This is a genomic window from Gilliamella sp. B14384G12 (assembly GCF_016101825.1).
GTDB lineage: Bacteria > Pseudomonadota > Gammaproteobacteria > Enterobacterales > Orbaceae > Gilliamella > Gilliamella apicola_N.
Genome location: NZ_JACFPU010000004.1, coordinates 179,134 through 201,627, shown reverse-complemented (window position 1 = coordinate 201,627; position 22,494 = coordinate 179,134). Strand labels below are relative to the sequence as shown.

The 22,494-nt window shown below is 33.3% G+C and carries 16 protein-coding genes and 1 pseudogene; 16 read left to right on the top strand and 1 reads right to left on the bottom strand.

The window, feature by feature from the left end:
* Positions 1-49: 49 nt before the first annotated feature.
* The 3 genes from H3S73_RS06700 to H3S73_RS06690 all read left to right on the top strand — a co-directional run bounded on the left by H3S73_RS06700 (position 50) and on the right by H3S73_RS06690 (position 9,300).
* Entirely contained in the window at positions 50-1,645 is a 1,596-nt protein-coding gene (locus tag H3S73_RS06700; protein ID WP_198236191.1) for a 5-oxoprolinase/urea amidolyase family protein, read from the top strand.
* Positions 1,638-3,386 (top strand): biotin carboxylase N-terminal domain-containing protein, encoded by a 1,749-nt coding sequence (locus tag H3S73_RS06695; RefSeq protein ID WP_198236190.1) that lies wholly within the window; start codon positions 1,638-1,640, stop codon positions 3,384-3,386. Before H3S73_RS06700 ends, H3S73_RS06695 begins: the two co-directional genes overlap by 8 nt.
* 796 nt (positions 3,387-4,182) lie before the next feature.
* Positions 4,183-9,300, top strand: coding sequence for an autotransporter outer membrane beta-barrel domain-containing protein (locus H3S73_RS06690; RefSeq protein ID WP_198236200.1), 5,118 nt, complete (start codon positions 4,183-4,185; stop codon positions 9,298-9,300).
* Positions 9,301-9,767: 467 nt separating this feature from the next.
* On the opposite strand, the gene H3S73_RS06685 is transcribed toward H3S73_RS06690, so the two are convergent.
* A complete protein-coding gene (locus tag H3S73_RS06685) occupies positions 9,768-10,616 on the bottom strand; it encodes an aldo/keto reductase (protein ID WP_198229043.1) in 849 nt (282 codons plus the stop codon).
* A gap of 635 nt (positions 10,617-11,251) precedes the next feature.
* Here H3S73_RS06685 and H3S73_RS06680 point away from each other — a divergent pair.
* From H3S73_RS06680 to H3S73_RS06620, 13 genes and pseudogenes are all read left to right on the top strand, one after another.
* Positions 11,252-11,821 carry a flavin reductase family protein gene (locus H3S73_RS06680; RefSeq protein ID WP_198229044.1) on the top strand — a complete coding sequence of 190 codons (570 nt, stop codon included), beginning with the start codon at positions 11,252-11,254 and terminating at the stop codon, positions 11,819-11,821.
* Positions 11,822-12,197: 376 nt separating this feature from the next.
* A complete protein-coding gene (sstT, locus tag H3S73_RS06675; RefSeq protein WP_198236189.1) occupies positions 12,198-13,430 on the top strand; it encodes a serine/threonine transporter SstT in 1,233 nt (410 codons plus the stop codon).
* A gap of 182 nt (positions 13,431-13,612) precedes the next feature.
* Positions 13,613-14,251, top strand: coding sequence for a TetR/AcrR family transcriptional regulator (locus H3S73_RS06670; protein ID WP_198236188.1), 639 nt, complete (start codon positions 13,613-13,615; stop codon positions 14,249-14,251).
* Positions 14,252-14,453: 202 nt separating this feature from the next.
* Positions 14,454-15,449: an MDR family oxidoreductase gene (locus H3S73_RS06665; RefSeq protein WP_198236187.1), complete on the top strand. Its 996-nt coding sequence runs from the start codon at positions 14,454-14,456 to the stop codon at positions 15,447-15,449.
* A gap of 241 nt (positions 15,450-15,690) precedes the next feature.
* The gene (locus H3S73_RS06660) at positions 15,691-15,918 is read left to right on the top strand and encodes a ChaB family protein (RefSeq protein WP_086289315.1); all 228 of its coding nucleotides are present in this window, start codon (positions 15,691-15,693) and stop codon (positions 15,916-15,918) included.
* A 193-nt stretch (positions 15,919-16,111) separates the two neighbouring features.
* Positions 16,112-16,336, top strand: a pseudogene (locus H3S73_RS06655) (YciI family protein); the annotation flags it as partial.
* 318 nt (positions 16,337-16,654) lie between these two features.
* Positions 16,655-17,059, top strand: a complete 405-nt coding sequence (locus tag H3S73_RS06650; RefSeq protein ID WP_198236186.1) for an RNA polymerase sigma factor — start codon at positions 16,655-16,657, stop codon at positions 17,057-17,059.
* A gap of 33 nt (positions 17,060-17,092) precedes the next feature.
* Positions 17,093-17,431, top strand: coding sequence for a carboxymuconolactone decarboxylase family protein (locus tag H3S73_RS06645; protein ID WP_198236185.1), 339 nt, complete (start codon positions 17,093-17,095; stop codon positions 17,429-17,431).
* Positions 17,432-17,699: 268 nt separating this feature from the next.
* Entirely contained in the window at positions 17,700-19,136 is a 1,437-nt protein-coding gene (locus H3S73_RS06640) for a 6-phospho-beta-glucosidase (protein ID WP_198236184.1), read from the top strand.
* 24 nt (positions 19,137-19,160) lie between these two features.
* Positions 19,161-19,478: a PTS cellobiose transporter subunit IIB gene (locus H3S73_RS06635; protein WP_198236183.1), complete on the top strand. Its 318-nt coding sequence runs from the start codon at positions 19,161-19,163 to the stop codon at positions 19,476-19,478.
* Between the two features lie 152 nt (positions 19,479-19,630).
* Positions 19,631-21,640 (top strand): BglG family transcription antiterminator, encoded by a 2,010-nt coding sequence (locus H3S73_RS06630; protein WP_198236182.1) that lies wholly within the window; start codon positions 19,631-19,633, stop codon positions 21,638-21,640.
* Positions 21,641-21,642: 2 nt separating this feature from the next.
* Positions 21,643-21,981, top strand: a complete 339-nt coding sequence (locus H3S73_RS06625) for a PTS cellobiose transporter subunit IIA (protein ID WP_086326180.1) — start codon at positions 21,643-21,645, stop codon at positions 21,979-21,981.
* Between the two features lie 14 nt (positions 21,982-21,995).
* Complete coding sequence (locus tag H3S73_RS06620) at positions 21,996-22,493, top strand: hypothetical protein (protein WP_198236181.1); 498 nt, start codon at positions 21,996-21,998, stop codon at positions 22,491-22,493.
* The last annotated feature ends 1 nt before the right edge of the window (position 22,494 follow it).

The window sequence follows — 22,494 nt, the reverse complement described above, 5'->3', positions numbered from 1 at the left end:
TTTTTGTTAAGATCATGGATTAGATAACCGACAAGGTTAGAGGTACTAAATGCGATTTTTACCCGTAAATATCGATGCAATTATGGTTGAGCTTTCTAGCCTTGAACAGACCATGGCTTTAACTGATCAACTACAAAATAATCTAGTATTTTGGAAAATTGAAGAAATCATTCCGGCGGCTCGAACCGTTTTAATCCGTTTTAACCCAATTCTTACTGATGCCGATACTCTTGCTAAGAACATCTGTGCTCTTGATCTCACATCTGGTTCAATTCTTTCAGGGGAATTAATTATTATAAATGTCAACTATAATGGTGAAGATTTGGCATACGTCGCTGATCATCTTGGTATAACAGTTAGTGAAGTAATTAATAGGCATACTAATAATGAGTATCAAGTTGCTTTTTGTGGTTTTGCACCAGGCTTTGCTTATATGGTATCAAATCATGCTCAGCTTAATGTTCCGCGTCGCCAATCGCCTAGAGTTCGTATTCCAGCTGGTTCAGTGGCATTAGCTGGTGAATTTAGTAGTGTTTATCCTCAAGCAAGTCCAGGTGGTTGGCAACTTATTGGTATTACCGAATCTGCGGTTTGGGATATAAATCGAGATAATCCCGCTTTGTTTAAACCAGGTAGCCGCGTGCATTTTGTGGATGCGGCTAAATCCTCTAAGAAATATCATTTACCGACGATAAAGAAAGAAGAGAAAAATAACTTTCAGCAAGATATTAAAGTTTTGGCAACGGGATTACAAACTCTTTTTCAGGACAATGGACGAATTGGTCAAGCTGCATTAGGGATCTCAGAATCGGGGGCAATGGATAAAAGTGCACTACATAGTGCTAACCGAGTGCTTGGCAACCCAATTAATGAAGTCGCACTTGAGATCACCCAAGGTGGTTTTAAAAGTCAAATAAACCGCTCTATGTTAATTGCAGTCACAGGAGCGGTGTGTGACATTAATATCACCACATTACTTGGTGAAAAATATACTGCACCAATGTATCAACCCATTTTATTAGAAAAAGGTGATACTGTTGAACTTGGTAATATTAAATGTGGAGTGCGTAGTTATTTGGCTGTTCGTGGTGGTTTTCAAGTATCACCTATTTTAACAAGTTGTTCATTTGATACATTGGCACAAGTGGGACCTCCACCAATCACAATTGGGCAAACATTAACGATCAAATCAACAAATATAAAAGCATCTGTATCATTGAATGAATCACCAGCCATAAACTATCCATGCCCAGGTGATGTAGTGGTATTAGACATTGTGCTTGGACCAAGAACTGATTGGTTTACGCCTAATGCAATTAAGTTATTAACTGAGCAATTGTGGCGGGTAACGCCTGCTTCTAATCGTATTGGATTAAGATTATCTGGTGATATTTCATTAACTCGCGTTAAGTTACAAGAGTTACCAAGCGAGGGTACATGTATTGGTGCAATTCAAATACCAGCAAATGGACAACCTGTGCTATTTTTAAATGATCATCCCCTAACGGGTGGGTATCCGATTATTGGTGCTGTATGCAAATATCATTTAGATTTATCAGGACAAATCCCTATAAATGCTAAAATAAAATTTAATCCTGTTGGAATATTTAAAGAATTTGAAGGGAGTCATACCGACCATGTTTGAGAATAATAAAAAAATAACACACAGAGTACTCATTGCTAATCGAGGTGAAATTGCTGTACGCATTATTCGCGCATGTCGTGATATGGAGTTTGCATCCATTGCAATTTATGCTGATACGGACATTAATGCGCTGCATGTTCAAATGGCTGATGAAGCTTATGGATTATCGGGAAAGTTGCCGAGTGAAACTTATCTTAATATCGATAAGATTATTGCGATTGCAAAAAGGTCGGGAGCTACTATGGTTCACCCAGGATATGGTTTTTTATCCGAACGATCGGAATTTGCTAAAGCTGTTCAAAAAGCAGGATTAATTTGGATTGGACCGAATCCAGAAACAATAGATATTCTTGGTGATAAAGTTAAAGCTCGACAGCTAGCCATACAAGTCGGAGCTCCATTAGTTGAAGGGACTAAAGAACCAGTACGCGATGCTAAAGAAGTTGTTGAATTTGCACATAAGCATGGCTTACCCATTGCTATTAAAGCCGCCTTTGGAGGTGGAGGGCGTGGTTTAAAAGTTGCATGGCAAATGGATGAAGTTGAAGAACTTTACCATTCTGCTGTACGAGAAGCGACAGCAGCTTTTGGACGTGGTGAGTGTTTTTTAGAGCAATTTTTACATAATCCACGTCATATAGAAGCTCAGGTCATTGCAGATAAATTAGGCCATATTGTCGTTGTAGGAACGCGTGATTGCTCATTGCAGCGTCGTAATCAAAAACTAATTGAAGAGTCGCCAGCACCATTTATATCGGATCAATTGCAACAACAAATTATTCAAGCATCAATTAACATTTGCGCCAAAGCAAATTATGTTGGAGCTGGAACCGTTGAGTTTTTACTCAGTCAGGATGGTAAATTGTCATTTCTTGAAGTAAATACTCGCCTACAAGTAGAACATCCTGTTACCGAAGAAACAGTCGGAATCGACCTAGTTGTGGAACAATTACGTATAGCACAAGGATTACCACTTAGTATTAATGAAACACCTAAACCTCGAGGTCATGCTATCGAATTTCGTATTAATGCTGAAGATGTAGCTAATGGTTTCTTACCAACATCAGGAACTATTACACGATTTGAAGTACCCTCAGGACCTGGCATTCGGTTAGATAGTGGTGTTGTCACTGGCTCAACGATCCCCTCAACTTTTGATTCACTTATGGCAAAACTCATTATTGTTGGAAATAATCGTGAGCAAGCGCTTGCTAGGGCTCATCGTGCATTAGCGGAGTTTTCTATTGAAGGTGTTGCGAGTGTTTTACCATTCGATCGTGCAATCATAGAACATCCTGATTTTTATCGTGATTTTAAAATACATACGCGTTGGATTGAAACAGAGTTTATACCAATGATGGATTCATTGCCGAGGCAGGTACCTATAAAAGATTCTACTCTGACCCATACTGTGATCGAAATTGATGGTAAACGTTGCAAAATTGGTTTGCCTGCACAATTATTGGCAGGATTGTCATTAGCTGTGAATAGTGAGTCAGCATTAACTTCATTAAAGAATGAGGAACAATCAGAAACTATTGTAAAATCGCCAGTTTCAGGAAATCTTTTTAAATGGATTATTGAAGAAGGTCAAGAAGTCGATAAAAGTGATGTAATAGGTATTATGGAAGCGATGAAGATGGAAGTTCAGATTATTGCTCATCGCAAAGGCATCGTAAAATTAATCAGTAAAGAAGGTGATTTTGTCAATACCGGTGATAAAGTCGCCGAAATTAATTAATAGAGATAGCTTCATTGTTTGATAAAATTGATGGAAATTTCCCATTTTTGATTGAATTATGATGATTCATTTTTCTAGAATCTTTACAGTTTTATCAACAACGCAAGCTTATTTTAATATGGTTGATATTTTGGTAACTATAAACTATTAATTGAGTTTTTTGATTATTTTCATTGCCAATTTATGTACGATATGTTAAAAGTGTACAGAAATTATCTCGTATTATCATTTTTCTGTATGGATATTCAGGGATGATTTCTATATCTTGCCTTTTCCTATTACTGTTTATATAGATATCCCCCAAAACTTAGTTTAGAAAGAATATACTGTTTTAAATATTTAAAGAAGTCATGAATATTTTCCATGTCTCATACATTTATAAATTGTCTTGAGTCGATATGCTAGTTGTTTTTTAACTTAATAAAACAAATTAACTTATTTCGCGTATTTTTTTAGTTTAAAATTAATAATCACTTAAATAATTTTAAAATTTTTCAAATTGATATACATTTTCAGCTCATTGCTAGGAGGTAAAGTAATTGATTTGTAATTTGATAAACGTATCCACAAGTTTTTTACGCCTTTATAAACTTAAATTTTGTCAAAAATTAAAGAACCCTTAAACCTTTTCCAAGTTTTATATCTACTAATAGTTGTTCGTTAATACACTAATTTATCGATTTATTAATTAATCACACATTGATCTAAATTAGTGAGTTTCATTCAGTACAAGTTTTCAAATAAAAACTGGTTAAATCCAGCATAAATTAATTGTGGATTTGAATGGGAGGAAATAATGAATAAAGTATACAAGTTAGTTTGGAATGCTAGACGTAAAGCTTTCATTGTTACATCAGAAAAAGCGCAATCAAAAGGGCGATTATTTTTGGTTAATTTGTTATCTGTAGCAACTTTAACCGCAGCAATGGTACCTGTTAGTTATGCTCAATGTATCGAAACATCTCTTAAAAATAATAGTTGCGAGACAAAAATTACTAGCCAATATGCAAATCAAAATTTATTAAGTTTACAACGTAGTGATTATCTAAATCATCTGTTGAGCACTGCAAATCTTAACGGTTCAGTTGAAATATCTCTTCCACACCATCTCGAATCTAATGACGATGGTTATACCTATACAAGTAACTCTGATGTTGATAACTTAGTTATAAACCAACCTGCCGGTAATATCATTGGTGGAACAAATGGTGTTAATATTAATCATAATGGTACTGGATCAACAAATATATCAATTAATGGTGATGTCACTGGTAAACAAAATGATGGGATACATGCTTCAAACTCAACTAATACTCAAGACTTAAACATTATAGAGACCGTAGGCGCCGACATTCACGGTAATTTGAATGGAATTAATGTTGCTAATAATGGTCACGGAACAACAACAATAACAACTTCAGATTCCGTTGTAGGTGACGAAAGTGATGGTATTGTTGTGGTGAATGACGGTGATACAAAAGGTATTAAAGTAATCCAATCAGCAGGGAGCATCCATGGTAAAAAAAATGGTATTAATGCCGACAATAGAGGTAAAGAGACTACACATATCACAACCGCAGGTGAAGTTATTGGTGATGATAATGAAGGAATTAATGCTGTCAATGAACAAAATGCTGGTAATATGGCTATTGAACAAAACAGTGGTTCAATTAGTGGTCATTTAAACGGAATAAAAGCTAATAATTTGGGTAATGGTTCGACTACAATCACAACTACAGCCAAGATTACTGGGCAAAATAATGATGGAATATTTGTAAATAATAATAGTAATACTCATGATTTATCGATTACCCAATCTTCCGGTTCAATTAGTGGAGAATTAAACGGAATCAATGCTACCAACGGCGGTAATGGGGCAACTATTGTAACCACTTCAGGAACGATTACAGCTAATCAGCAAGATGGTGTGGCTATTGTCAATCAAGCCAATACTAGAAAACTAACTTTCAACCAATTAAAAGGCGATATTACAGGCAAACAATATGGTATCAATATTGTCAATAATGGTAATGGTTTAACATCTATTAACAGTTATGGCAATGTCGAAGGCCAACAAAAAGATGGTATATTTGGTATTGGTGGTGTAAACACTAACGATTTAAACGTTAGTCAATCTACTGGTAGTATAAAAGGTGAACTAAACGGCATTAATATGACCAACCAAGGAAACGGTTCGACTTTAATTACGACTAATGGTGAAGTAACCGGTCATCAAAATGATGGGATATTTGCTGTTAACGAAGTGAATACTCATGAACTAACAATTAATCAATCTGCAGGCAATATTCATGGCCAATCAAATGGAATAAATATTAATAACAAAGGTAGTGGCTCGACGATTGTTAGCGCATCTGGCGATGTAATCGGTGACAATAATTACGGCATTAGCGCTGTTAATGAAACAAATACTAAAGACCTTAATATTCGGCAACCACTAGGTAATATTCATGGTAAGCTTGATGGTATTAATGTAGAACATAAAGGAACAGGTACAACAACAATCGCAACCTCTGGACAAGTGATAGGTGATCAAGAAAATGGAATATATGCCATAACTCAAACGAACACTAAAAATTTAACAGCCAAACAATCATCTGGTTCTATTTTAGGGAAAAAAAATGGTATTAATTTTAATAATTTAGGAACTGGTTCAACTTTCATTAACACTGCAGGACAAGTAGAGGGTAGCGAATATGATGGAATACTGGTTAATAATGATACTCACAGTCAAGATGTCAACGTAATGCAAACTGCGGGCAGTATAAAAGGTAATTTAAATGGCATTAATGTTAACAATAAAGGAAACGGTACTACATCAATAACAACTTCTAATGATGTTATAGGAACACAAAACAATGGTATGACCGCTGTTAATGAACAAAATACCCAAGATATAATTGTTTCTCAGTTAGCCGGTAATATTCAAGGTTTACAAAATGGTATTAATATGTTTAACAATGGTAAAGGTGCCACATCAATAAATACATCCGGAATGGTTATCGGAAAACTTAATGATGGTATTTATGCGTTTAATAACAACAATACTACTGATCTTAAAGTTAGCCAATTAGAAGGTGAAATTAACGGTAAACACAATGGCATGACAATTGAAAATAATGGACAAGGTTTAACATCTATTACTACTTTAGGTAAAGTCATAAGTGATCAAGAAGACGGAATATTTGCAACAAATAATACTAATTCTAAAGATCTAAACATAATTCAATCTGGTGGTGAAATTATTGGTAATAAGAATGGTATTAATATTGTTAATAATGGTCAAAGATCAACCATTATCAGTATAGCCGGAAAAGTTATTGGTAACAATAGTAATGCTATTTCAGCTGTAAGCCAATCCTCAACCAATAACCTATTATTTGGACAGACACAAAACAGTGAAATAATTGGTAAACTTAATAGTGTTGATCTTGCTAATCATGGACAAGGTTCAACAGGTCTTAAAGTTGCAGGCAAAATAGTTAGTCTAGACTTAGATGCCATTATTGCAACTAATTATTCTAATTCGAATAATTTAACATTTAGACAAGAATCTGATAGTGAGATCCAAGGTGCTAAAAATGGGATTAATTTCACTAATCATGGAAATGGTATTACACGTATTGTTAGTGAAGGTAAGATCACTGCTAATAACGGTTCAGCAATATTAGCTTTTAATAGCGATACTGCCTCAGATTTATTAATAAACCAAACAGGTGGTATCATCAATGGTTTTGATAATGGTATTGAGGCTACCAATAGTGGTACAGGTATTACAGAGATTAACATTTATGGCAAAGTAGAAGGACAATCAGGAGCAGGTATTTATACCACAGGTAAAGAAGGGTTAGAAACCCATATAAATTTAAATCAGGGTGCAGATGTCTCATCGGCTAGTGACATTGCAATAAAAAACGAAACCACAAATTCAATTATTTCTCTAAATGATGGTTCTAAAATTAGTGGACAAATTAGACTTGGAGAAGGTAATGATACATTGTTTATTAATGAAGGAGCAGATATATCACAACTAACTGCAATAGATGGTGGTAATAAATTTACGCGCGTAGGTGGATCGTCTGACGATGATACCCTTAACCTTAATGTTCATCTTATCGGCTCATCAACTTCAAGCGGTTCGACTGGAAATGTATCAATCGTTGGATGGGAAAATATTAATCTCAGTCCGATTGGTAAATTGACATTAACAGGGGATTTAAATACAGATCAATTAACTCTTGAATCAGGTGCAATTGTTGATCTTCAATCCACTTTACATCAATCACAAATTAGTGGAAGTGTTCATAATGGAGGGACTATTACACTTGGTAATTCCTATGCAGGAGATAGTTTGATTATTGCTGGCGATTATTTTGGAGATAATGGGAAATTAGTGCTTGATACCGTCGTTCAAAATAGCAATAGTCCAACAGATCGATTATTTGTAAACGGTAATGTTTCAGGAAACACATTTATACAAATTAATAATATTAATGGGTTAGGTGCTGATACGAGTAATACTAATGGCATTGAATTAGTCCATGTCGATGGGGTAAGTACTCATGATGCATTTAAAATCCCTGAAGATCATTTAGATGTTGGCGCATATGAATATTATTTGCATAAAGGTGATCTTAACAACCAAAATAATAACTGGTATTTACGCTCCTATTTACCTAATGATCCAACCAATCCAACCAATCCAACAGACCCAACGGATCCAACCAATCCAACCAATCCAACAGACCCAACGGATCCAATCAATCCGACAGACCCAATGAATCCAACCAATCCAACAAACCCAACGGATCCAACCAATCCAACAGACCCAACGGATCCAATCAATCCGACAGACCCAATGAATCCAACAAACCCAACAAACCCAACACATCCAATCGATCCAAGTATTGATCCGGATACAGGAAAACCTGTTAAACCAGCAGGTGTAAAAACTTATCGTAAAGAAGTTCCTTTGTTTGGAGCAATCGCAGAACAACTTCGCTTAGCAGAAAATATTATGCAAAGTAATTTACATCAACGTATTGGTAATATGCCGTTGTTAGATTCACCAATAAGTTGGGGTAGAATTATAACTAAACGTATTGATGTAGAACAAAATGGCATTACTAATCCTCAAAGCAAAGGAAACTATACTGGTTTTCAATTGGGAAGTGATTTTTGGCAAGAAGACAATTGGCGACTGGGCGCTTATTTTGGCTATTTGTATGGTAATATGACGGTTAATGGATTTGCTAGTGGTCGAAATGGACAAATGGGTAAAAATGGTATAAATTCCTACTTCTTAGGTGCTTATAGTACTTATATGCAAGACAATGGTACTTATCTTGATATTGTTTTACAAGGGGCTCGTCATCGTGTCAATGTAAAACCTGATGGTAATAAAAACAGCAAACAAAAAAGCTATGGCTTAAGTGCATCAATTGAAACAGGTAAACCATTTATCTTATCGGCTAATGGCTGGAAGTTTGAACCACAAGCCCAAATTATACATCAATGGCTTGATATGCATGATAGTCATATTAGTGGTAATACCAAAGTAAAACATAGTAATAATAATGCTGTGTTGTTCAGAATTGGTGCTCGTTTTGAAGGTAATTTCAAAATGGATGATACATTATTACGTCCTTATGCTCGTGTTAACCTGTTCTATTCACCAAGTGGTGCTGATCATATAACCTTTGCTAGTAAAAATGCTGCTACGGAATTTAGTAATGGTGCTAAATATTTAAGTTCGGAAATGGCAATAGGTGGCAGTTTTGAAATTAATAATCAATTCAGCGCTTATACAGAAATCGGCCATACATGGACAAATGGTGGGGATGCAAGAGTCAAAGCACCGTTTAGCGCATCTGTTGGTATTCGGGCTAATTGGTAATAGTTAAATAAACTTTCACTAAGGCATAAAAAACCGGTATGACATAGCGAATTTAAGTGACCCCCAATAGTTGGACAACCAATTACAGGGGGTCTTTTTATGTCAAAATATAGTCGAGATTTAAAAATTATCATAGCTAATGAATTCTTATCAGGAGAATCATCGGAAATATTTTCTAAAAACTTTATTCAAACAACTTGATTCAGAATAACCATATCTGAACGTATTATTATCGATATCAACGTTACACAGCTGGATTAATAAGTGATATTACAGTTTTTATATTTTAATCTTAAAGATAAATTGTTATAGGGCTTGTTTAGAATGCAATCAACTTGTTGCACTAAATCTTTACTATCATCGGACATAGATAAAATTAACTCATACTTTTTAATGGGTTAAAAGCCCCCTTTGTTGGAGGCGACCATGATGTTTATTAGTATTAAATCTATATTACGATTTCAAAATTAAATATTAGGCCGACGTTTAGTCAGCCACTCTACAACTGCTGGATCTCGATGTGAGAAAAATGCACTGGTCGCAGTATCAATTGCGGTAATATCGATCATATCTTGATTTGAAAGTTTAAAATCAAATATATTAAAATTTTCGGTCATACGTTCTTTTCTCACTGATTTTGCTAAACAGACAATTTGGCGTTGTATTAACCAGCGTAAAATAACTTGACCAACTGATTTATTATACTTATTACCAATGGTGGTTAAAACAGGATGATTGAAAATATCATTTTTTCCTTCTGCAAAGGGTGCCCATGCTTCAGGCTGAATCGTTTTACTTTGCATCCAAGGTGCTGCTTGTAATTGTTGATTAAATGGATTAACTTCTATTTGATTTACAGCAGGTTTTATTTTATTAAAAGCCATTAAGTCAGCTAAACGATCTGGCTGAAAATTACTGACACCAATGGCTTTAATCTTTCCTTGTTCATAGAGCTCTTCCATTGCATGCCAAGCACCATAAATATCACCAAAAGGTTGGTGGATTAAATATAAATCAATATAATCCACTTGTAATAAATTTAATGATTGTTCAAATTGGATTTTAGCACCTTCATAACTAGCTCGGTTTAACCAAAGTTTGGTGGTAATAAATAGATCTTTTCGGTCAATCCCACTAATTTTAATCGCATTTCCCACTTGGCGTTCATTTTGATAAGCGGTTGCTGTATCAATCAGGCGATAACCAACATCAATTGCATCTAATACTGCTTGTTCACAATGCTTTTCATCAATTTGATAAACACCAAATCCTAAAGTTGGCATCTCGATCCCATTATTTAATTTTATCTTTCTCATAATGATCACCTCTACAAAAAATTAACTGAAAATACCAAGTGTTATTATATTTTTATGATTATTTATCAATTATATTATTTAGTAAAGCTAAAAATATTAATCAGTTAAGATAAAGTTTTGTATGCCAACAACTTTACTAACAATCCTCTATCGTTTGAGTTTTAGTTTAATTATTAAACGTCATCAAATAGTTTTATTAGGATTAATTTAGTTAGAATAAATTCCAATACATTCATTGATAACTGTAAATTTTTTTAATTCATTAAGGTTTGATAGATTGATTTGCTTTTTTATCTGTTTTAGTTACAAGATAATTTACTGAACAATACTATTGCAATTTTAATTTATCGTATATTAGAAGTTGCGTTATTTGTATATGATTATTTTTTGGTATTAAAAGTAAAACATTGAGGATTCGGTTAGATGATACATATGTTATTGTATAAATATTGATGTTTTAAGCGATTTTGAAAATGTTTATAACGTCGTTATTAAATACAAAGAATCAGTTATGATTGAAAGTATAAATCATTTCGATTTATATAATAATTTTATCAGATTACAATTGATGAATTTCGGTACTTTTTAGAAAAAATCTAAAAGAGTTGACTAACATATTAATAAAGGAGAATAAAATGACGATTCGTGCTGTACCTCTTGATAAATCATATCGCTTACTGAATCATGGACCAACGGTAATGGTTTCAGCAAAAAATGATAATACTGAAAATGTTATGTCAGCATCATGGGTCTGTGCATTAGATATGTTTCCTGCAAAATTGACAGCAGTACTAGACAAAAAGTCATTCACACGGCAACTTATCGAAAAGAGCCAGAAATTTGCAATACAAATTCCTATTGCCAAACAAGCTGAACAAGTTATAGGCCTTGGTACACAAAGTTATTTCGATAATCCAAACAAATTAGCCGATAACCACATCGAGTTATTCTATCAAGAAGGTTTTGATGTTCCTCTTGTAAAAGGCTGTGCTGCTTGGTTGATCTGTCGTCTGATCCCTGAAGAATATAACCAGCAAAATTATGATCTATTAATTGGTGAAGTTATCGGTGCATGGGCTGATAATCGTATTTACGAAAATGGTCATTGGAAGTTTGATGAGATAAGTGATGAAATGAAGACGTTGCATTATATAGCGGGTAATCAGTTTTATATCACAGGTAAAGGAGTTGTTGTTAAGGATTAGCCTAGATATTTTCTAAATTAATTACACAATTAATAATTAATAATATCTTTAAAATTATGATGTATAAAGATAAGTTGTCCATTAATCGAATATATTTAAAATATTACTTAACATGGAAATCGTCCAAAATTTTTAAACGTTACTATCTAATTATTGGTAAAAACAATGATTTGCTGGTATTTTTTACTTTTTAAATTTTTATAAAATCATGATCTCTCGCCAATCATTTTTAATATCCTTGTATATAAAAAGGAATAACAAATCTTAATAATTGAATAATGTGATATAAAAAATAGTTATCATAATAATTTTTTTATAGTTTTACTGTTCAATTATGTTAATGTTTTGCCGTTACATTATTATATAGGGAAATACTATGCCTCATTCAACTAATAGATTGGTTCGTATTTATTTTAAAGTAGGGCTGATACCGCAAATTATATTAGGATTAATTCTAGGTATTGCATTAGCCGCTATTTCGAAAGATCTTGCATTAGATATGTCCTTTATTGGAGCACTTTTTATTAATGCCTTAAAATCTGTCGCTCCTATTTTGGTTCTTATTTTAGTTATTGCTTCAATATCCAATCACCAACATGGTAAACGCGCTAATATGGGTGAACTTCTTACGCTTTATTTTTCTGGAATGATGTTGGCTGCATTATTAGCAACGGTTGCTAGTTTTATCTTTCCTTCTGTTATTTCATTAGGGGATGCCGCTAACCAAAGCAAATTAACCCCTCCAGGTAGTATTATTGAAGTATTAAAAACGTTGTTTAACAAAATGATCGACAATCCAGTAAATGCGTTGGTTAATGCTAACTATATTGGTCTTATCATTTGGGGTGTTGGTATTGGGATTGCGTTAAGGCACTCAAGTGAAACGACCAAAACAATGATGAACGATCTATCTTTAGCAATTTCATTCATTGTAAGAATTATTATTCGTTTTGCACCATTAGGCGTATTTGGTTTAGTTGCTTCAACTCTTGCAGAAACAGGTTTTGGGGAGTTACTTAAATATGCCCACCTATTAGTCGTATTAGTGTCTTGTATGTTAATTGTGGCATTAATTATTAATCCATTATTAGCGTATATTGTTATGCGTAAAAATCCATTTCCACTCGTTTTGACTTCATTAAAAGATAGTGCCATCCCAGCATTCTTTACTCGTAGTTCAGCAGCAAATATTCCGGTTAATATCGAAATTTGCAAAAGATTAAAAATGGATGAAGATACCTATTCCGTAGCAGTACCATTAGGTGCGGCTATTAATATGTCAGGTGCGGCAATCACTATCACTATTTTAACTTTAGCGACCGTTAATTCTTTGCATATAGAAGTGGATATTTTTTCTGCGGTATTACTTTGTATTGTGACGAGCGTATGCGCATGTGGTGCATCAGGTATCGCAGGCGGGTCTTTATTGCTTATTCCTGTTGCTTGTAGTATGTTTGGTATACCTAACGAAATTTCAGCAAAAGTCATTGGTATCGGGATTGCTATTGGTGTAATTCAAGATTCTGTTGAAACTGCGCTTAATTCATCTAGTGATGTCGTATTTATCGGTGCAGTATCAGAAAAAGTCCAACGTAATAAGACAAAATAGTTTTAAAATATGTAGATAACCGTTAGCTTATACTTATCTCAACAGCCTGATAAAAAAATTTATCAGGCTTTTTTATTAACCAATAGATTTAGTCATCAGGCAAATTATTGCATTTATTGATATGACTATTTATCATAATTCAAAATTCAATCAATTATATTCACGTAAAATATTGGAATCTTATGCCATCTAATCAAACTATTTCTGCTTCGACATTTCCCAAAAAAGGTAATACAAAAAAAGGTAATGAGACAAGATCTGCACTGATTCGTAGTGGAGTAGAATTGATGACCACATATGGGTACATTTCATCAAATATTGAAAATATTTTAAAGCAGGTAGGCGTGCCCAAAGGTTCCTTTTATTATTACTTCAAAAGTAAGGAAGACTTTGGAAAAGCAATCATAGCCAGTTATGATAGTTTTTTTGCTCATAAATTAGATAAGCATTTAAATGATTCGTCGATTAAATCACCTATCGCCCGAATTAAAGCTTTTTGCGAAGATGCAAAGCAAGGTATGGCAAAGTATGATTATAAACGTGGATGCTTAATTGGCGAATTAATTCAAGAAGAATCACTCTTACCTCAAGGTTATGCGCAACTGCTTGAACAGGTTTTGCAAAGTTGGCAAGTTAAAATAGAAAAATGCCTTGAATTGGCAAGAAAATCAGGTGAAATCAACGCAAAAATTGATTGTAAATTATTATCTGAATTTTTTTGGTTAGGCTGGGAAGGTGCGGTAACACGTAGCAAATTGCTAAAAAAATCAGAGCCGTTAGATACATTTATAACTATTTTCATTAATATGATGATTAAATAGAATGTAACATCCTAATATATTATAAATTTATTTTTTTAAACCTTGTCCAAATATAATTTATTGCTTTTAACTAGACGATCGGTCTATAATTTTTAGACCATTCGTCTATTAATGGTAAATAAATTATCTAACTGACGAGCCAACTATTTCAGTGAGTCAATTATCTATTGGTTTATTATCCATTACACAATAAGGAATATGTATGTCATTCAATGCCATTATTTTAGAGAAAAATGAGGTTACTGGGTTTTCCCATTCATTGAAAACCATAACGAAACAACAACTACTTCAACAACAAGGCGATACCTTAGTAAAAATACAATATTCAAGTATTAATTATAAAGATGCATTAGCATTGACCAATAAAAGTCCTATTGTTAGACAATGGCCAATGGTTCCAGGTATTGATGGTGTAGGGACAGTAATTGAATGTCAAAGTGGTCGTTATCAACCAGATGATTTGGTTATTTTGAATGGTTGGGGATGCGGTGAAACACATTGGGGATGCCTTGCTCAATATGCCTATTTGAAATCAGATTGGCTAATTCCATTACCATGCAATCTAACTCCTTATCAATCAATGATTATTGGTACTGCAGGGTATACGGCTGCTTTATGTGTTTTGCGTATTGTTGATTTTGGCGTTAAACCAGAAGATGGCAAAATTTTAGTTACAGGCGCCACGGGTGGCGTTGGGTCAGTTGCTATCGCATTATTGAGTAAATTAGGTTATCAGGTCACCGCCTCAACCAATAAAATGACGGATGAAGATTATTTACATAAACTGGGTGCGGTCGAGATTATTGATAGCCAATCATTGAAAGAACCTAATCGACCATTACAAAAAGAACAATGGTCAGCAGCCATTGATGTGGTTGGTTCGTATACATTAGCAAACATTTGTGCACAAACTCAATATGGTGGTATTGTCACTTGTTGTGGTCTTGCTCAAGGTATGGATTTACCGGCAACGGTTGCACCTTTTATTTTACGTGGCGTGACATTAGCAGGTGTTGATAGTGTGATGGCGAGCTATGGTAAACGGGTTGCTGCATGGCAATTAATAGCACAACATTTTGATGAAAAACTATTTTCTCATATAGGTAAAACAGTTACCTTAAATGAATGCTCTGACATAGCTAATAAAATGATAGCAGGACAAATTAAAGGGCGTTTTGTGATTGATGTTAATCATTAACGTAAAAATTAACTATATAAATTTCTTATGATTTAGCGGTGTAAAATATTCACCGCTCATTCAAATTAAGTAAACAGCCGATTTAAATGTAAACAAAAAGGATTAATTCAGTAATTATCCTTGTATTTCCTGTGAAATCAGAATAAATTCAATCTAAGTAAGTTGTTTTGAAAGTGAAGTTCGCAATGACTGTTTAAAATTATCAATATTTAGTGAGTAATTTAAAGAGGGGAAATGTGATATGCCTTATCAAACACGAGATGACCTACCAGAATCGGTTCGACATGTTCTACCTGCCCATGCTCAAGATATTTTTAAAGAAGCTTTTAATAGCGCAATAAAAGAGTATCAAGATCCTAAAAAACGACGAGATAATAGTTCGCCTGAACAGATTGCGTTTCGAGTTGCTTGGTCGGCAGTAGAAAAACTTTATCATAAAGATGAAAATGGCAAATGGGTTGCTAAATAACTACCTAAATGATAACTATCCTTTGCTTTAACATTTATTAATGCTATTGATTAATAAATCAATAAAAAGATAGTATAAAATCTAAGCCAACATGTATAGTTGGCTTAATTTATATTTAAATTAAGGAATTAAAATGTTTATTTTTTCTCTTACCTATCTTAAACCCATTAATTAAGTAGAAAAATATTTACCACAACATATTGATTATCTAGAACACTATTATCAATCAGGGCATTTTATTGCTTCTGGTCGCAAAGTACCTCGCAAAGGTGGTGTAATTCTTTGTTGTGCTGATAGTCATGAACAAGCCATGTCAATCATACAAGAAGATCCGTTCTATATTCACCACATTGCCGAATATGAACTGATAGAATTTATACCTTCAAAATATGCAAAAGAATTTGAAGTATTTATTTAATTATTGTCGATTGTTTAAAAGCTATTTTTAATAACATGGAACATCAATATCTATCTTTAATTTAAAATTAAACAGTTATATCATCCATTTGATACAATAAATATAATGTTAATTATCTAAAAGTTACACTTCCATAGTTGATTATCTAATCAATCCTTTCTTTAAACATAACCATTCAAAAAATTTAATTAAAACTTTGAACCTTTTTTGCTTTTTTGAGCCTCTATATATATGTATGTTAGTTAATAAATAAAATTATATTAAATTCATTTACTTTTACTATTCTTGTATGACGGATTAAATAAAGATTAAAAAATCATGAGTAAAAACAGAGAACAACTAATCAAATTAGCTTGTCAGGGAGATCAACAAGCAATTGAAAAGTTATTGTTGATTTGTCAGCCCGATATTAAACGATTCGCTCGAAGAACATGTTCAACCTCAGAAGATGTTGAGGATGCTGTTCAATTTGCATTATGGCAGTTATATCGAAAAATAGGGATGTTAAAAACGGTAGCAACGTTTACAGGATGGTTATTTCGCATTGTTGAACGAGAATGCTATTGGTTATTTAAAATTAGGCGCTCAAAAACTATTAATTCAGACTTTGAACTTGATAATTTGCCTGCAACATACCTTTTTCACTTGTTACACAACTGTTTTTTATTCTTTGTGCAGTTATTTTGTTACGAGGCTGTCCTGCTTGTTGGTTTTTCGGTTTAATTAAAAAACGACAAATACAAAAAGGAGAATAACATGAGTAATTATCAATCAAGTAGTGATTTTAAATATCTTGCTTCATTATTGAAATATGCACCCAATGAAACCCAAGCATTTATACATTTTGATCAGCAGACGATTAAGCGAACTGATGGAGTTATTCCAACAAAAACACGAGAATTAATTGCATTAGCTATAGCACTTACGACGCAATGTGCTTATTGTATTGATGTTCATGTTAAAGGTGCAAAACGGGCAGGGGCAAGCGTTGATGAGTTGGCTGAATTGATTTCGATTTCCGCATCGGTAAGAGCTGGCGCAACCATGGCTCATGGTCTGTTAGCAATGCGCCTGTTTGAACAAAATAATAGTTAAATTCTATTTGGTTTTATCGTATTTAAAAAAATGGCAGTAATTAAGAAAAAAGTTAAACTGCCAAATTTTACTATTCAACTATCTAATTAGATGGCATTTTTATCTTTTCTTCTCCAATTTTATCTCTTTATCTTAAGGTAAGATAAATTTTCCTTATTATGTTTTTATTTATTATTTTTCCTTATCAATAAGGAAAAAGTTGGTTAGTAATTAATTATTTTTCCTTTTATACTGAAGTTGAAATGTCAATAAATATAGGTACTTGATTATGAATAATAAAGGTTTACCAAAAGGTTTTTTATGGGGAGGAGCTGTTGCCGCTCATCAATTAGAAGGTGCTTGGCAAGCTGGCGGTAAGGGGCCTAGTGTTGCTGATGTGATGACTGTTGGATCGCCAAAAAGTTATCGAAAAATTACGGAAGGCATTATTCCAGGAGAATATTATCCTAATCATGAAGCTATCGATTTTTATCATCATTACAAAGATGATATTAAACTTTTTGCTGAAATGGGTTTCAAATGTTTTCGAACCTCAATTGCTTGGACTCGTATTTTTCCGAAAGGTGATGAGCTTGAACCAAATGAAGAAGGTCTGAAGTTTTATGATGATCTTTTCGATGAGTGTTTGAAATATAACATTGAGCCGGTTGTTACCCTTTCGCACTTTGAGTTGCCTTATTATTTAGTTACCGAATATGGCGGTTTTCGAAATCGAAAATTAATTGATTTCTTTGTTCGCTTTGCTGCCGTCTGTTTTGATCGCTATAAGAATAAAGTTAAATATTGGATGACTTTTAACGAAATCAATAACCAAGCTAATTTTAACGAAGATTTTGCCCCATTCACTAACTCTGGTATTTATTATAAACCAGGCGATAATCGCGAAGAAATCATGTATCAAGCTGCACATTATGAATTAGTTGCTAGTGCTAAAGCAGTACAAATTGGTCATGCGATTAATCCTGATTTTGAGATTGGTTGTATGATTGCTTTAGTACCAATCTATCCAGAAACATGCAAACCAAGCGATATCTTAATGGCTCAAAAAGTCATGGAACGTAAGTATTTCTTTACTGATGTCCATGTTCATGGTGAATACCCAAATTACATAAAAAAATATTGGCAACGTAAAAACATTAAACTTGATATTACCCCACAAGATTTGGAAGTGTTAACGAAAGGAACAGTTGACTATATTGGATTTAGTTATTACATGTCGAATGTGGTTAGACACAATAAGGGGAATGACCATTTTGATTATAATGAAAAAACTGATTTAGTCGGCAATCAGTATGTCAAAAAATCCGATTGGGGATGGCAAATTGACCCTGAAGGCTTACGTTATACATTAAATTGGTTAACCGATACTTACCGTTTGCCACTTTTCATTGTTGAAAATGGTTTTGGTGCCTATGACAAAGTTGAAGCAGATGGAAGTATTCATGATACTTATCGAATTGAATATTTACGCGAGCATATAAAACAAATGAAGTTAGCCGTTGAAGAAGATGGCGTTGATTTGATGGGATATACCCCTTGGGGCTGTATTGATTTAGTTTCAGCAGGAACCGGCGAAATGGAAAAACGTTATGGTTTTATCTACGTCGATAAAGACAATAAAGGCAATGGAACCTTAAAACGTAGTCGAAAAGATTCATTTGCTTGGTATAAGAAAGTCATTGAGTCAAATGGTGAAACTTTATAACGATAAAATTCATTAGGAGAGATTATGAAAAAAGCGTTAATTATTTGTGCTGCAGGTATGTCATCATCACTTATGGCTAAAAAGGTAACTGAATTTTTTGCTAGCCAAAATAAATCTATTGAGCTTGATGCGGTATCGGCAACACAAGGCAGTAATATGATTAAAAATAGTGATTTTGCACTGTTTTTAATTAGCCCTCAAACCATGATGATGTTTGATAAATTAAAAGCATTAGGTGATGAAGTAAGTAAACCAGTAGTCAGTATTCCATTTCAAGCCTATATCCCTATCCAATCGGGTATAGAGCAGTTAGCTAAGTTAGTTGAGGATAATATTAATTAAAAATTAAGAAAATCCCAGTTCTAACGTTCTTAATATGATGCGATTGTTTAATTAAATGATCGCATCATAAAAATGGTTCAAGTTTTTAAGTGATCTTTTAATAATTTAACCATTTAGGATAGATTTAGTTAATAGCTTAGGTATAGTAGATAATGATAAAACATAAACAACGAGAACTCATTAGTTTACTAGTTCGTTCTAAAAATGAATATAAAAGTAGTCAAGAACTTGCTACCGAATTATCCTTATCTGATCGTACTGTACGTACTTATCTTAAAGACTTAAAAACTTTAATTGAGCGCAATGGCGGCAATATAGTCAGTAAGCAAGGCTATGGCTTCCATTTAGAAATTTTAGATAGAACTTCGTTTAACTTATTTTTAATTGAACATCATTTATTAGATAAAAATCTTGAACAATCTCAATGCCGTGAAGCTAGTGAGCGGAAACATTTTATCCTTAATTTGCTATTACTAGAGAGTCAAAAAATTGATGTTGAAGAGTTATCCGAACAGCTATTTATTAGTTCATCACAATTAAATAAAGATATAGCTGAGATAAAATCTCAATTACAGACTTATGAATTAACCCTTAAAAAAAATCGATCGTTAATTTTTGTCGACGGTGAAGAAAAAGCCAAACGTCATTTTATAATGAGTTACTTTTTCCATGAAGATTCGATTAATTTTTTACACCATTTATCTTATTTCAATCAATCATGTGAAACTATTAGCTTTGATACCCTTACTATCATTATTTTAGATGAGTGTCGTGAAGCAAATATCAAATTATCTGATGTAATGATTCAAAATATTGTATTGCATCTATCACTAAGCATTAAGCGTTTACAATCAGGACTTTCTATTCAAAATCTTGATTTGCCCGTTTCAACCAGTACAACGCTTGAATATCAAGTTGCCAATAAAATCATTGCACGCATTGAGTCTGTAATTGGTTTTCATTTTCCGAAAGAAGAGCAAATGTATCTTACTTTACATTTGATGAGTAAATCTAATTTAATTCAAGATGTTCTTGATGATGAACTCTGCTCGTCATTAACCAATTTACTTCTAAAAATTCAACAAGAGACTGGTTACCCTTTTTGGCATGATGAACAATTGAAAAATGGATTAATTCAACACCTAAAACCTATGCTAGTGCGTTTAGAACAAAATATAAAATTAGAAAATCCATTAATAGATGAAATTAAGGATCAATATTTAGAAGTTTTTATGTTAGTTAAACGTTATTTAAGCCAATTACCTAGTTTAAATAAATATCAGGTCAATGATGATGAATGGGGGTATTTGGCGCTGCATTTTTTAGCTTCACTTGAAAAGTTAAAAAACGAACAGAAGGCTAAAGTTTTGATCATTTGTGCAACAGGAGTAGGCAGTGCACAATTATTAAAAAGTCGGGTCCAGAGCGAATTTGATGAGCGTGTAAAAATAGTTGCAACCCGTGGTTACTATGAAATTGAACCCGAAATGATAAATGATATTGACTTTATTATTTCATCTGTCGATTTATCATCAAAAGTGTTTAAAGTCCCCGTATTTCATGTATCGGTATTTTTTGGTGAAGAGGATGTTCAAGCAATTCGTCGATATTTTTCTCATAGACAAACACCCAATTTATTACACAAAGATTCCTTACCAATAACAACAGAACACAAGAAGCAAAATCATTCAAATTATATTGCTCAGATTTTTGATGATATTGCCGCTGATTATTTTTATTTGTGCCATCGAAAGACAACTAGACAAACCGTATTAGATCATTTAGTTGATCTATTATCCGTTAATGAAGTTAAAAACTTCAAACAAGAGATGAAAAAGCAAATGGAAAAACGTATGGCTATCGGCGAAATACTCTTTAGTCCAACAATTGTTGTTCCACATCCTGCTATACCGGTTGGCAAGATAGCGAAAATAGCCATTGCCGTGATTCCCGATGGTTTGTTTTGGGATGACAATTATCAAAATGTCAAATTTGTCTTTATGATTTCACCATCTATTTATCAAAATTCAAACTTAGCCATGATGACAAAAGCAATCGTCAACTTAATTGATGATTCACCCATGCAACAGGCGATGTTAGACATTTCAGATTTTAATCAATTTAAATCACTTTTTATCCAACTAATTGAAAAAGGAGCGTAGCAATGAATGACAAAATGAGCTCAGAGGATATCCAAATTACTGCTTTCAATATTATTTTGCACAGTGGTAATGCTAAAACCAAAATCCATTCGGCTTTCGAATTGATGCGAAAGGGTGAGTTTGATAAAGCTAATCAGCTTTTAGATGAAGCGAATGATGAGATTTTAGAAGCCCATGAGTCGCAAACAGGGCTACTTCAATCTTATGCTAATGGGACTAAAATTGAAATGGAAATTATCATGGTTCATGCTCAAGATCATTTGATGACCACAATGACGCTTCGTGAAATTGCTATTGAGATGTCTCATCTTTATCAACAAACCTATAAGTTATCCAGTTAATTAAGAGGTCAGCTATGGATTCTCAATTAGAAAGCCAACTTAAAACGCATAAAAAAGTGAGTTTGACTAATCTCTATTTTAATCGTTTTTTAGCGGTTCGTTATACCACAGCATTTTTTCTATTTTTAAATCTTTATTGGGCCGTTTTTTTGATGGGAAGTTTATCCATTGCCATTGTGCTACCACTATTACTCATATTGTTTGCTACATTAACTAGTTTTGAGCAGATTAAACTTTATCGAAATCATCAAAACCATTTACGATATGCTAGTCTTTTCTATCGAATAATGTTGATAAGCGTCATTATGTTAATTATTTCGATTTATACCCCCTTATTTCACTTTTTCTTTCCATTTTTAAAATATTCACAAGAGGCTTTAAACGTATTACTAGGAATTTTGGTAGCAAGTTTAGTTTTTACAATTTTTATACTGCTTAAACTAAAAAAGATTGAGCGTAATGAGGATAAACATTTTAAAAGAATCCAAGCTTATCAAGAAATCATTAATTAAA